Here is an 11951-nt window from a genome sequence, read left to right on the forward strand (position 1 = left end):
CGCTCACTTGCGATTTCTGATGTTTAGGCCATTTGCACTGGCCTAATTCATCGAAATCGCTTTCCCCACCAAGGGGGAGATGGGACCCCACGCCCACCTCGGCATAGTGGACACCCTTTGCCCCGTTGCGACCCATCCCGCTGCGCGATACACCGTACGGCACAAGCGCGCCGAGGGCGGGGAGACAAAAGTGCACACCAAGACACCCGCGTCACCAACGATCAGCGCCGACGCGTCGCATCCATACCCCAAGCGCTGGACGGCTCTGGCGGTCATGATGCTGGCGAACTTCATGAACCTGCTTGATGTCACCATCGTCAATGTCGCGCTGCCGAGCCTTCAGTCGGAGCTTGGCGCGACCTCGAGCCAGATCCAATGGGTGGTGGCCGGCTATGTGCTCGTCTTCGCGCTCGGGCTTTTGCCGTTTGGCCGGCTCGGCGATGTCCGGGGTAAGAAGCAGGTTTTTCTCGTCGGTGTGGCGGCCTTCACTATCGCCTCGCTGCTGTGCGGCCTGGCGCCTGACATCGGCTGGCTGGTCTTCGCACGCTTGCTGCAGGGCGCGGGGGCTGCGGTGATGACGCCTCAGGTGTTGGCGATTGCCCAGATGATGTTCCCGCCGAAAGAGCGGGCTGCGGCCTTCTCCTTGTTCGGCCTCAGCGCCGGCCTCGCTTCGGTGTCCGGGCCCATCCTCGGCGGTTGGCTGATCAGTCTCGATGTACTCGGGCTTGGCTGGCGGCCGATCTTTCTCATCAATATTCCGGTCGGGATCATGACGATCCTGCTAGGCTGGCGTCTGATCCCGGCACTTCCGCCCAAGCCCGGCCTGAAGAACGATTTCGTCGGCATCATTCTGGCTGCCCTGACGATCTTTTGCATCATCTTCCCGCTGATCGAGGGACGCGGTTTCGGCTGGCCCCTTTGGTGCTTCGTGATGGTCGCGATGGCCATTCCCTTTGGCGTGGCTTTCGGTTTCTGGGAGCGTCGCCAGCACCGCATCAAGGCACCGGAACTTTTACCCGTGGCGCTGATGAAAAACCGCAACTATGTCATCGGCTCGCTGATGACTGCGACCTTCTTCTCGACGCTGCCCGGCTTCTTCCTGATCTTCGCGATGTTCCTGCAACAGGGTTATGGCCTCACCCCGCTTCAGTCAGGCATGACCACCGTGCCCTTCTCCGTTGGCATCTTCATCGCTTCGTTGATTTCAGGCCGCCTTAGCAGTATTGCGCCGCGCATCCGTGTGGTCGTCGGTGTCGTCATGGTGGTGATCGGCATGGGGCTGTTGCGGAGCGAGATCCAGACTGTAGGGGACAGCATTGACCGCATGGCGCTCCTGCCCTGGTTCCTGCTCAGCGGCCTTGGCATGGGCATTGCGATTGCGCCGATGTTCCAACTCGTGCTGGCCGGGGTGCCGCCGCAGGATGCCGGTGGCGGATCGGGGGCGCTTCAGGCGATCCAGCAGGTGGGAAGCGCATTGGGGATCGCGATCGTCAGCGAGATCTTCTTCTCGGATCTGGCGAGGAATGCTGCCGCGGGGATGTCTGGACAGCAGGTTTATGCCGAAGGCCTGAGCCTCGGCCTGATCTACAACTTCGTCGCCTATGCGATCGTGCTGATCGCGGTTGCCTCGATGCGCACAGTGACGCCGGGAAGCGAGAAGCTGGAGCGTCCGCTGCCGATCGAGTGACCGGCAGCGTTGAGATCCGGGTCAGGGAACGAGCAGCGTGCCCGCACCCGTCTCGGTGAAGAGCTCGAGCAGGACCGAATGGGCGGTCTTGCCGTTCAGGATGACGACGCCCTGCACGCCGGCCTGGATGGCCTCGATGCAGGTCTCGACCTTCGGGATCATGCCGCCGGAAATCGTGCCGTCCTTGATCAGCGCATGGGCTTCAGCGACCGACAATTCCTTGATCAGATTGCCTTGCCTGTCGAGCACGCCGGGTACGTCGGTGAGGAAGAGCAGGCGCGAGGCATTGAGGGCACCGGCAATCGCACCGGCAAAGGTATCGGCGTTGATGTTGTAGGTCGCGCCGTCGCGGCCGGGAGCAACAGGCGCGATGACCGGGATCATCTCTGAGCGGGCCAGAAGATCGAGCAGGGTGCGGTCGACTTCGACGACATCACCGACGAAGCCGAGATCGAGCACGCGCTCGATATTGCTGTCGGGATCACGCACCTTCTTCTGTGCCTTCTCGGCAAAGACCATGTTGCCGTCCTTGCCGCAGAGCCCGATCGCCCATTCTCCCGTCTGGTTGATGAGGGCGACGATTTCCTTGTTGATCGAGCCGGCCAGCACCATTTCGACGATCTCGACGGTCTTCTGGTCGGTGACGCGAAGGCCGTTCTCGAAGCGTGATTCGATGCCCATACGGGCAAGCATCGCGCCGATCTGCGGGCCGCCGCCATGCACGACGATCGGGTTGACGCCCGACTGCTTCAGAAGTGCGATATCGGCGGCAAAGGCCTTGCCGAGCTCGGGATTGCCCATGGCATGGCCGCCATATTTGACGACGATCGTCTTGTTCTCGTAGCGCTGCATGAAGGGCAGGGCCTGGACGAGAAGGCGGGCCTGCATTTCGCTTTCGGTCGATGTCATGGGAAACCTCGCATTGGATGGCGGCCTTTTAGCGCATGTGTCGCCTGTAGGGAATAATCGAGCCACAATATAAGCGGCACGTGACATGCTTCTTCTTCTCGTCGCATTGTCCACCGAAGATGTCGTGCTATATCAAGGCCACTGGGTGAGGGGGCTCTATGGAACGCGACGACATCGGCGGATTGCTGGCCCGGATAGCCCTGCGGGACCGGAGCGCCTTCTCCTTGCTCTATGGTCGTATATCGGCGAAACTTTTCGCTATCTGCATCCGTATGCTCAAAGACAGGGGAGAGGCCGAAGAGGCGCTCCAGGACGTGTTCGTCAAGATCTGGCACAAGGCCGGCAGCTATACGGGCGACGGCGACAATGCCTATCCATGGCTCTGCGCCATCGTCCGCTACCACTGCATTGATCGTCTTCGGGCGCGTCGACCGCAGGGGGAAGACATAGAGGCGGCGATCGATCTGGCGGATCTCGCGCCGGATCCAGAGCAGCATGCGATGCTCCGATCCGAGGGTGGCCGCATTGACACATGCCTGGAGGCATTGGATCCTGATCGGGCGCTCGCCGTTCGCCAGGCCTATGTGGAAGGACTGTCCTATCAGGAACTGGCCGACCATTTCGCCGTTCCCTTGAACACGATGCGTACCTGGCTGCGGCGCAGCCTTTTGAAACTGAGAGAGTGCATGGATGAGCACGCCTGACCAAAGCAAGGGAGACCGGTCGCGGGACGAAGTTCTTGCGGGCGAATATGTCCTCGGAGTCCTGAGCGGAACTGAGCGTCAGAAGGTGGACGCGCGCCTGCGCCACGACCGGCAGTTCGCCGCCATGGTCAAGCGCTGGGAAGAGAACCTCACCCAGTTCAACGACGATTACGCCGAGGCGTCACCGCCGGATCAGCTGTTTTCGAAGATCGAGGATCGGCTGTTTGCGTCTCCTGCCGCGGTCGCGGCGGTAAAGGGCAGCCTGTGGAATTCGCTGGTGCTCTGGCGCGGCCTGAGCTTTGCTTCCATTGCGGCACTCGGTCTGGTGTTCGGGCTCGATTATGCAGAACGCATGCGTCCAAAGCCGCAGGCCGCTCTGACCGCCGAACTTGCTGGCGAGAACCAGGCGATTGCCCTGCATGCACGCTACGACGGGAACTCGGGCCGCCTTGCTGTCACGCCCGTCGCAAGCGGTGGTTCAGATGAGAAGTCGCTCGAACTCTGGCTCGTCGAGGGTGAACAGCCGCCGATATCGCTCGGCGTGCTGCCGCAGACCGGGCAAGGCGAACTCGCTGTTCCCGAGGCGCTGCGTGCGCGCCTGACGGAGGGTGTCGTGCTGGCCGTCAGCCTCGAGCCTTTCGGTGGATCGCCAACTGGAAAAGCCACCGGGCCTGTCGTGGCGCTCGGCGAAGTTCGTCCCTGAAGAAGAAATTCCCTCATGAATTCAATGGATTATTTTCAGGCGGTCGATTTTGCCGGGCCGCCTGAAACTTCTTTGAACAACGCGCCGTCCTTGGTGGTGTTCCCGCTGAGGAACGCCCCCGATGTCCCGCCCGAACCGCAGGGACACGATCGTGAACACCAAGGATAAGAGGAAACCGTAATGTTCAAGACCGCTCTTCGCCCGCTCGCATTCTCCGCAGCCATCCTGGCAGGCGCTGCCGCAGCCTATGCCGCCAATCCGATGGTCGGCGGTGGTGAAATGCTCGAGACCAAGAACATCGTCGAAAACGCCGTCAATTCGAAGGATCACACGACGCTCGTTGCCGCCGTCCAGGCAGCCGGTCTCGTTGAAACCCTGTCGGGCGCCGGTCCGTTCACCGTCTTCGCACCGACCAATGATGCCTTCGCCAAACTGCCGGCCGGCACTGTCGACACGCTGCTGAAGCCGGAGAACAAGGAACAGCTCACCAAGGTTCTGACCTGCCACGTGGTGGCAGCTGACGTGATGTCCGAAGCCCTCGTCAAGATGATCTCCGACAATGGCGGTGAAGCCGATGTCGCAACCGTCGGCGGCTGCGTGCTGAAGGGCAAGGCAGCAGACGGCAAGGTCACGCTGACCGACGAGAATGGTGGCGTCTCAACCGTCACGATCGCCGACGTCAAGCAGTCGAACGGCGTCATCCATGTCGTCGACACGGTGATCCTGCCGAAGATGTAAGGAACTACGGTTCGGCCCGATCTCCGCCTGATAGGGTCGACCTGATCGGAGCCAGAGCGTCAAAGGCTCCGACCGATGGCCTCGCTGATTGCCCCGCGCAATTGGTCGAGGCCATCACCTTTTTCAGATGATGTCGAGAGAACGCCCGGGAAGGCGGCAGGCCGCTTCTTGATCTTTTCCTGCGTTTCCGCGATCAGCTTCGGCACGGCGGGAGCCTTGATCTTGTCGGTCTTGGTGAGAACGATCTGGTAGGAGACGGCCGCCTTGTCGAGCAGGCCAAGCACTTCCTCGTCGTTCTTCTTGAGGCCATGGCGGCTGTCGATCAGCACATAGACGCGCTTCAGCGTCGCGCGACCCCGAAGATAATCAAATACCAGCTTCGTCCAGGCATCGACGTGTTCCTTCGGCGCCTGGGCATAGCCGTAGCCGGGCATGTCGACGAGCGCCATCGGCGGCAGGTCTCCGGCGCCGCCGGAATAGCCGTCGGGCACGAAGTAGTTGAGCTCCTGCGTGCGACCGGGCGTGTTCGACGTGCGTGCCAGACCCTTCTGGCCGACGAGCGCATTGATCAGCGACGACTTGCCGACATTCGAGCGCCCGGCAAAGGCCACTTCGAGCGGGCCTTCCGGCGGCAGGAATTCCATCGACGGCACGCCGCGGATGAAGATCCAGGGGCGGCCGAAAAGCGGCTGGTCGGGTTTGTCGTGTGTCTCGGTCATGGGATGGCCTTTCGTAAGCGGGACAGATCCGGGTTTTGGCCCGGAAAGTCAAGCAGCAGAGGTCGGAACGGGCCGCAACGCCTGCCGCGCGTGGCTTATGAGATAGGTGAATAGGGCGGCCATGACGAGCGCGCCGCCGATGATCGTGCGCCCCGACGGGATCTCGTCGTGCAGGATCACCATCCAGACCGGCGCAAGGATCATCTCGGCGGTACCGAGCAACGCCGCGAGTGCCGAGGGGATCATCCGGGCACCGGTGACGTAAAGCGCCATGCCGAGCCCGAGATTGAGGGCGCCGAAGCAGAAGAGCAAAGTGAGATCCTGGAAGCCAACGGCAAAGGCACCGGCTTGGGTGGCGGCAATCGCGGATGCGATGAAGGATCCGCCACAGGCAGCCGGCGTCATGCGGATGCCGGGATAGCGGCGGGTCAGCACCGTCATGCAGGCGAAGATCGCCGGAATGGCGGCGGCCAGGGTCAGCCCGAGGATCGAGCCGCCGTCACCGATCGAGGCCGAGACCATGATGCCCACACCGAGGATGACGGCTGCGATGGCGCCCCAGGTGACCGGCGTGATCGGTTCCCCCAGTACGACGCGCGCGAGAAGGGCTGCAAACAGCGGGATGGATGCCATGAACAGCACGACATTGGCCACCGGTGTCATGGTGACGGCAAGCACGAAGAAGGTCGAGACAAGGGCAAAACCGACGGCGATGCAGAAGCCCGGCCAGCCCATGGCGCGGAACAGGCGTATCGTGCCATCGATCCGATCACGGATCAGCATGAAGGCAAGGAGAAAAAGGCCAGCGAACAGGCAGCGCCAGAACACGATCGTCCAGCCATCCTCCACGCCGATGAAACGCTGGATCGCTCCGCCATAGCTCCACGCGACCGCCGAGCCGGCAACGAGAGCAATGCCGAGCCAGGAACGTTGTGTGGCGGAGGAGTCGGACATGGGATTAAATCTCGATCACCATAGAAAAAGCCCCGGCATGGCCGGGGCTTTTGATCGTCACTTGGTCTGGGCCGGTTTCCGCCGGAACATGTTGGCGATGTTCTTGAACAGCTCGATCTCCACGCCGTGACGCTTCATGATCAAGGCCTGCTGCAGGATCGACAGCGTGTTGTTCCATGCCCAGTAGATCACCAGGCCGGCGGGGAACGTGCCGAGCATGAAGGTGAAGACAACGGGCATCCAGTTGAACAGCATCGCTTGCGTCGGATCCGGCGGCGTCGGGTTCATGCGCATCTGGACCCACATGGTGACGCCCATGATGAGTGGCCAGACGCCGATCATCAGGAAGAGCGGTGGCGTGAAGGGCAGCAGACCGAACAGGTTGAACAAGCTCGTCGGATCGGGAGCGGAGAGATCCTGGATCCAGCCGAAGAACGGCGCGTGGCGCATTTCGATGGTGACGTAGATGACCTTGTAGAGCGCGAAGAAGACCGGGATCTGCAGGAGTACCGGCCAGCAACCGGCAACCGGATTGATCTTCTCTTCCTTGTAGAGCGCCATCATCGCCTGCTGCAGGCCCATGCGGTCGTCGGCATACTTGGTCTTCAGTTCTTCGAGCTTCGGCTGCACACGCTTCATGTTGGCCATGGAGGCGTACTGCTTGTTGGCGAGCGGGAAGAACAACAGCTTGACGACGATGGTGGTGAGCAGGATGGCCACGCCGAAATTACCGACGAGATGGAAGAAGTAGTCCATCAGGTGGAACATTGGCTTGGTGATGAAGTAGAACCAGCCCCAGTCGATCATCAGATCAAACTTCGGAATACCAAGGCTTTCCTGGTAGCTATCGATGACCGGAACCTGCTTGGCACCGGCAAACAAGAGGGTCTTGACCGAGGTGCTCTGGCCGGCCGGAATGCTGACGGCATCGTTCTTGTAATCGGCCTGGAAGCGGGCCTGACCGTCGGTGAAGTAGGAGAAGCGCGATTCGTAAGGCAGGGTCTGCTGCGGAATGAGCGACGTCGCCCAGTACTTGTCCGTGATGCCGAGCCAGCCACCGGTGGCCTTGGCATTGGCAACGGCGTCTTCCTCTACATCCGTATAGTCGTATTCCGCCAGGCTGCCCTCGGTGCCGACGACGCCGAGGAAACCTTCATGCAGAACGAAGATCGAAGGCGTGGACGGCTTGTTGTAGCGGGTCACGCGGCCATAGGGCGCAAGGCTTGCGGACGCAGCGCCATTGTTCACGATCTGGTCTTCGATGGTGAACATGTAATGTTCGTCGACGGCGATCGTGCGGGTAAAGGTGAGGCCGGCTTCGTTGGTGAAGGTCAGCGTAAGAGGTGTCGCCTCGGTCAGCTTTGCGCCTTCGGGTGCCGTCCAGACGGTGTTGGGGCCCGGAACGGAACCGGCATTTTCGCCGGCGATAAAGCCGAGTTCGGCAAAATAGCCGTCCCGTGTTTCGGCAGGATTGAACAGGGTAACGATCGGGCTCGTCGGATCGACGGTCTCGCGGTACTGTCGCAGCTTCAGATCGTCGAAGCGGGCACCGGTGAGATTGATGGAGCCGACGAGATCCTGGGTGTCGATCTCGACGCGGGCCGTCCGGGCGACGGCGGCATCGCGGCTTGCTTCCGGATTGGCGGCCGCACCCGCTGGCAAGCTACCGTCAACCGTGGCTGCAGGGCTCGTCGCCTGCTGCTCGGCCTGCGCCTGCTGCTGGGCGATCTGCGCCTCCTGAGCCTGACGCTGGGCCTCGATACGCGGGTTCATATAGAAGAACTGCCAGGCGAGGACGATCACCACCGATAAGGCAATCGCGATGAAATAGTTGCGGTTGTTCTGCATCACTCTTTCCTGGGAGCGGTCTTGTTCGACCGGGAGTTATTCGTCTGGCGGTTTTCGATGCGCAGGATCAATTGCCGGGACAATTGATCGAAAGGTACATCGAGTACCTCGCGCCGGGCGACAATGACATAGTCGTGTCCCGGCTGCATTGCAAACGCCGCATTCAGTCGCACGGCTTCTTTCAGCCTGCGCCGCATGCGGTTACGTTCCACTGCATTGCCGTGTTTCTTGGTGACTGTGAAGCCCACGCGGGGCGGCGCGTCATCCTTGCGGTCGAGAACCTCCAGAAGGAAGGTGCGACCCTTGCGCGCTTCGCCGTGCCTGACGGCGAGAAACTGAGGCCGGCTCTTGAGCCGGCCAACAGATGTCTTGGAGTCCGTGGACGTCATGGGCCCGTCAGTCTCGTCGGGCTCATCCGGCCTTAGGCCGAGAGCTTCGCGCGACCGCGAGCGCGGCGTGCGTTGAGGACCTGACGGCCGCCCTTGGTGGCCATACGCGCACGGAAACCGTGGCGGCGCTTGCGAACAAGCTTGGAAGGTTGGAAAGTACGCTTCGACATTTATTTAATACCGCGGTGTGCGGCCCTTCTTGGATGTGCAAATTGCAACAGCGTTTTGGTTCGTCGCACGGGTGAGCGCCGCCGGGCGCCTGTATCCGAACGTGCGCGGCTTATAGTGTCAGGGCGCACAGGAGTCAATCACGCGGCTTTTTAGCCTCTATCTTGCGAATAAAGGCGAAAAAACCGCGTCTCGCCACACATCCGCCACGCCGGCTCCATCGTTTATACTGGTGACCACGCAAAGAACATGACCAAACTTTCATGTTCCTTCGCGGCTTGCGCGTGATACGCATGAGAAGACAGCTTCACACTGACGTGAAGTCGTGCCGGACGGCGCCATATTTGGGCAGGCCGGAACGATAAGGAATGAGGGCCGATGCTCGACCGGCAGGACAATCATCTGCAGGCCGACCTCTCCGGGGGGTATGCCATGCCGTCCCGCATCAGGGGACTATCCGGCAAGCTCCTGTGGCTGACAATCGCCTTCGTAATGCTGGCTGAGATCCTGATCTTTGCACCGTCCGTTGCCACGATGCGCCAGCGCTGGCTGCAGGATCGGCTGAACACAGCGGCTGCTGCTGGAGTGGTGATCGATGGACTCCAGCCGCTGGAGCTGCCCCGTGGTGTTCAGGAAGATACGCTGACGACCACGGGAACGAAGGCCATCGTGCTTCGCAAGGACGGCACCTCGCGCCTGCTTGCCGTGACCGAGATGCCGAGCGAAGTGGATGCCGCCTTCGACCTCTCGGATTACTCGGAGCTCGGATCGATCCGCGACGCCTTCTACACGCTGATCTTCGGCGGCGACCGCCTGTTGCGCGTCTATGGGCCCATCGCGGAAGGCAGTGACGTGACCGTCGAGATCGTCATGGACGAAGCGCCGCTGCGCAAGGCCATGCTCGGCTATGCCCGCAACATCCTCTTCATCTCCTTGATTATTTCCGTTATCGCTGCCGTCCTGATGTTCCTGGCGATCAATCGCGTGATGATCATGCCGGTGCGACGTCTGGCCCGAAGCATGCAGGTGTTCGCGGAAAATCCCGAAGATCCCACGCGCGTGTTGCCGCCGACCGTCGGAAATGACGAGATCGCGGTTGCTGGGCGTCATCTTTCACGGATGCAGGACCAATTGCAGAAGACGCTGCGGCAGCAGAAGACGCTCGCCGACCTCGGTCTCGCCGTCTCCAAGATCAATCACGACATGCGCAACATCCTGGCCTCGGCCCAGCTGATGTCCGACCGTCTGGTCGATGTCGACGATCCCCTGGTGAAAAGCTTCGCCCCCAAGCTCTTGCGCACCATCGATCGCGCCGTCGGCTATACCAGCGAGGTTCTCTCCTATGGCCAGACCTCGGAAGCCGAGCCGCGCCGTCGCCGCTTCCTTTTGTCTGAAGTCTGTCAGGAGGTTCGGGATCTCCTGCATCTGAGCCACGAGGCGGGTATCGAATTCATCGACAACGTCGGCGTCGACATCGAGGTCGATGCCGATAGCGAGCAACTCTTCCGCGTCATTCACAACATCTGCCGCAACGCCATTCAGGCGCTGGCCACCTTCACGCCTGATGATCCCGAGCATGTCCGACGCATCACCGTATCCGCCCAGCGAACCGGATCGGTCGTGGCCATCGTCATCGACGACACGGGCCCCGGCATGCCGCGCAAGGCGCGGGAGAACCTCTTCACTGCCTTCCGTGGTTCGGCGCGTTCCGGCGGCACGGGCCTTGGCCTGGCGATTGCCCGCGAGCTGGTGATCGCCCATGGTGGAACAATCGCCCTTGTGGAAAAGCCGGGTCCCGGCACCATGTTCCGTGTCGAAATCCCCGACAGGCCAGTGGCTCTCGACGACTGGCGCGCCCGCGCCTGAGGCCGTCCGGCGAGGCACGTGACAGGAAAATGACTCTTTTTTCGAAAAGGGCGCTTGCAATCCTGATCGTCCCGCTTTAGAGGATCGCCACACGCCGACGCACAGTCGGCCTTGGCAAGCACCCGTAGCTCAGCTGGATAGAGCACCAGACTACGAATCTGGGGGTCAGGAGTTCGAATCTCTTCGGGTGCGCCATTCTTTCCAATGATTTAGAATCGGTATCGGCTAGCGCCTAGCTTCCTTGTCACGCTGTGGTCACAGTGAGGCATAAATGGCTACTCTGCGTAAGCGGAACGGCAAGTGGCAAGTGCAGGTGAGACGGCAGGGGCATTCCCCGGTCTCCAAGAGCTTTATCAATCGCAAAGATGCGGAGGCCTGGGCTAGAGATGTCGAGAGGCGTCTCGACCAAAGTGAAGCACTGCCTGCTCGACAGGCCTCCGATTCACGGACGTTGGGGGATCTACTTGTCACCTACAGAGACAAGATAACCCCCCATAAGAAATCAGCATCCGTAGAGCGCTATCGCATCGACAAGATCCTACGGCATTCGATTGCGAATACCCAGGCAGCGAAGCTTATGCCAGCTCAGGTGGCATCTTATCGCGATGAGCGTCTGGAAAGCGTCTCGGGTGAGACAACACGACAAGACCTCGTCTTGTTGCGTCAGGTGCTGGACGTGGCTCGACGGGAGTGGGGTTTGAAGATTGCCGCTAACCCCGTAGACGATGTGCGGAAGCCGCCGCCAGCTAAAGCGAGAACAAGACGGGTTCATTTCTCCGATCTTCGTGCCATTGCCAAAGGTCTGCAAACCTTTCGGAATCCACTGCTGCGTCACGTGATCTTGTTTGCCCTGGCTACGGGTATGCGCAGAGGCGAAATTCTTCGAGTTGAGTGGCAGCACGTTGACCAAAAGCAGGCTTTGCTAACCATCCCTGTGACCAAGAACGGTCATCCTCGTACAATTCCGCTTTCACGGCGGGCATTGAAGGTATTGGCCGACCTTAGCGTCACTGCGAGCGAGACAGAAGAGCTTGTCTTCCCTATCTCTGCAAATGCCGTGAGGTTGTCTTGGCAGAGGCTAAGGACGAAGGCTGGACTCAACGATCTCAGGTTTCACGACATACGCCACGAGGCTGTGTCTAGGTTCTTTGAGGCTGGCCTCACGCTTCCGGAGGTAGCCCTGATTTCAGGGCATCGAGACCCTAAAATGCTGCTGCGTTATACGCACCTTGATCCAAGGAAAATCGCAGCGAAGCTGTAGGATTA

12 protein-coding genes and 1 tRNA gene are annotated in these 11951 nt (G+C 60.8%); 7 read left to right on the forward strand and 6 right to left on the reverse strand.

All coding sequences use genetic code 11. From position 1 onward, the window contains the following. Nucleotides 1-190 precede the first annotated feature (190 nt). Entirely contained in the window at nucleotides 191-1687 is a 1497-nt protein-coding gene (locus GH983_RS00305; RefSeq protein WP_153761324.1) for an MFS transporter, read from the forward strand. A 21-nt stretch (nucleotides 1688-1708) separates the two neighbouring features. Here GH983_RS00305 and argB read toward each other — a convergent pair whose 3' ends face one another. Then, nucleotides 1709-2596, reverse strand: coding sequence for an acetylglutamate kinase (argB, locus tag GH983_RS00310; RefSeq protein ID WP_153761325.1), 888 nt, complete (start codon nucleotides 2594-2596; stop codon nucleotides 1709-1711). Nucleotides 2597-2754: 158 nt separating this feature from the next. On the opposite strand from argB, the gene GH983_RS00315 reads away from it, so the two are divergent. The 3 genes from GH983_RS00315 to GH983_RS00325 all read left to right on the forward strand — a co-directional run bounded on the left by GH983_RS00315 (nucleotide 2755) and on the right by GH983_RS00325 (nucleotide 4741). Then, the gene (locus GH983_RS00315; RefSeq protein WP_153761326.1) at nucleotides 2755-3300 is read left to right on the forward strand and encodes a sigma-70 family RNA polymerase sigma factor; all 546 of its coding nucleotides are present in this window, start codon (nucleotides 2755-2757) and stop codon (nucleotides 3298-3300) included. Next, on the forward strand, nucleotides 3287-4003 hold the full coding sequence (locus tag GH983_RS00320) for an anti-sigma factor domain-containing protein (RefSeq protein ID WP_153761327.1): 717 nt from the start codon (nucleotides 3287-3289) through the stop codon (nucleotides 4001-4003). Before GH983_RS00315 ends, GH983_RS00320 begins: the two co-directional genes overlap by 14 nt. Nucleotides 4004-4183: 180 nt before the next feature. After that, nucleotides 4184-4741, forward strand: a complete 558-nt coding sequence (locus GH983_RS00325; RefSeq protein ID WP_054149109.1) for a fasciclin domain-containing protein — start codon at nucleotides 4184-4186, stop codon at nucleotides 4739-4741. A gap of 59 nt (nucleotides 4742-4800) precedes the next feature. Here the strand turns inward: GH983_RS00325 and yihA are convergent, their stop codons facing one another. Genes yihA through rpmH form a run of 5 tightly spaced genes read right to left on the reverse strand, consistent with a single transcriptional unit; the run spans nucleotide 4801 to nucleotide 8821 of the window. Continuing rightward, nucleotides 4801-5460 carry a ribosome biogenesis GTP-binding protein YihA/YsxC gene (gene yihA, locus GH983_RS00330; protein WP_054149108.1) on the reverse strand — a complete coding sequence of 220 codons (660 nt, stop codon included), beginning with the start codon at nucleotides 5458-5460 and terminating at the stop codon, nucleotides 4801-4803. A gap of 48 nt (nucleotides 5461-5508) precedes the next feature. Continuing rightward, a complete protein-coding gene (locus GH983_RS00335; RefSeq protein ID WP_153761328.1) occupies nucleotides 5509-6414 on the reverse strand; it encodes a DMT family transporter in 906 nt (301 codons plus the stop codon). Nucleotides 6415-6471: 57 nt separating this feature from the next. After that, the gene (gene yidC, locus GH983_RS00340; protein ID WP_150127457.1) at nucleotides 6472-8262 is read right to left on the reverse strand and encodes a membrane protein insertase YidC; all 1791 of its coding nucleotides are present in this window, start codon (nucleotides 8260-8262) and stop codon (nucleotides 6472-6474) included. After that, entirely contained in the window at nucleotides 8262-8651 is a 390-nt protein-coding gene (gene rnpA, locus GH983_RS00345) for a ribonuclease P protein component (protein ID WP_069042425.1), read from the reverse strand. The genes yidC and rnpA overlap by 1 nt, the downstream gene beginning before the upstream one ends. Nucleotides 8652-8683: 32 nt before the next feature. After that, a complete protein-coding gene (gene rpmH / locus GH983_RS00350) occupies nucleotides 8684-8821 on the reverse strand; it encodes a 50S ribosomal protein L34 (RefSeq protein WP_006727993.1) in 138 nt (45 codons plus the stop codon). Between the two features lie 376 nt (nucleotides 8822-9197). On the opposite strand from rpmH, the gene GH983_RS00355 reads away from it, so the two are divergent. From GH983_RS00355 to GH983_RS00365, 3 genes are all read left to right on the forward strand, one after another. Continuing rightward, nucleotides 9198-10685 carry a HAMP domain-containing sensor histidine kinase gene (locus GH983_RS00355; protein WP_069042424.1) on the forward strand — a complete coding sequence of 496 codons (1488 nt, stop codon included), beginning with the start codon at nucleotides 9198-9200 and terminating at the stop codon, nucleotides 10683-10685. Nucleotides 10686-10803: 118 nt separating this feature from the next. Then, nucleotides 10804-10880: transfer RNA gene (locus GH983_RS00360), tRNA-Arg, on the forward strand. Between the two features lie 76 nt (nucleotides 10881-10956). Beyond that, a complete protein-coding gene (locus tag GH983_RS00365; protein ID WP_153761329.1) occupies nucleotides 10957-11946 on the forward strand; it encodes a site-specific integrase in 990 nt (329 codons plus the stop codon). Nucleotides 11947-11951 lie beyond the last annotated feature (5 nt).

The sequence above is a fragment of the Agrobacterium sp. MA01 genome (assembly GCF_009650195.1).
Taxonomy (GTDB): domain Bacteria; phylum Pseudomonadota; class Alphaproteobacteria; order Rhizobiales; family Rhizobiaceae; genus Allorhizobium.

Coding starts and splice junctions, on each gene's coding strand:
- GH983_RS00335 (WP_153761328.1), bottom strand. CDS start 6,414: ATGTCCGACTCCTCCGCCACACAACGTTCCTGGCTCGGCATTGCTCTC.
- yidC (WP_150127457.1), bottom strand. CDS start 8,262: ATGCAGAACAACCGCAACTATTTCATCGCGATTGCCTTATCGGTGGTG.
- GH983_RS00365 (WP_153761329.1), top strand. CDS start 10,957: ATGGCTACTCTGCGTAAGCGGAACGGCAAGTGGCAAGTGCAGGTGAGA.
- GH983_RS00355 (WP_069042424.1), top strand. CDS start 9,198: ATGCTCGACCGGCAGGACAATCATCTGCAGGCCGACCTCTCCGGGGGG.
- GH983_RS00320 (WP_153761327.1), top strand. CDS start 3,287: ATGAGCACGCCTGACCAAAGCAAGGGAGACCGGTCGCGGGACGAAGTT.
- rnpA (WP_069042425.1), bottom strand. CDS start 8,651: ATGACGTCCACGGACTCCAAGACATCTGTTGGCCGGCTCAAGAGCCGG.
- GH983_RS00315 (WP_153761326.1), top strand. CDS start 2,755: ATGGAACGCGACGACATCGGCGGATTGCTGGCCCGGATAGCCCTGCGG.
- yihA (WP_054149108.1), bottom strand. CDS start 5,460: ATGACCGAGACACACGACAAACCCGACCAGCCGCTTTTCGGCCGCCCC.
- GH983_RS00325 (WP_054149109.1), top strand. CDS start 4,184: ATGTTCAAGACCGCTCTTCGCCCGCTCGCATTCTCCGCAGCCATCCTG.
- rpmH (WP_006727993.1), bottom strand. CDS start 8,821: ATGTCGAAGCGTACTTTCCAACCTTCCAAGCTTGTTCGCAAGCGCCGC.
- argB (WP_153761325.1), bottom strand. CDS start 2,596: ATGACATCGACCGAAAGCGAAATGCAGGCCCGCCTTCTCGTCCAGGCC.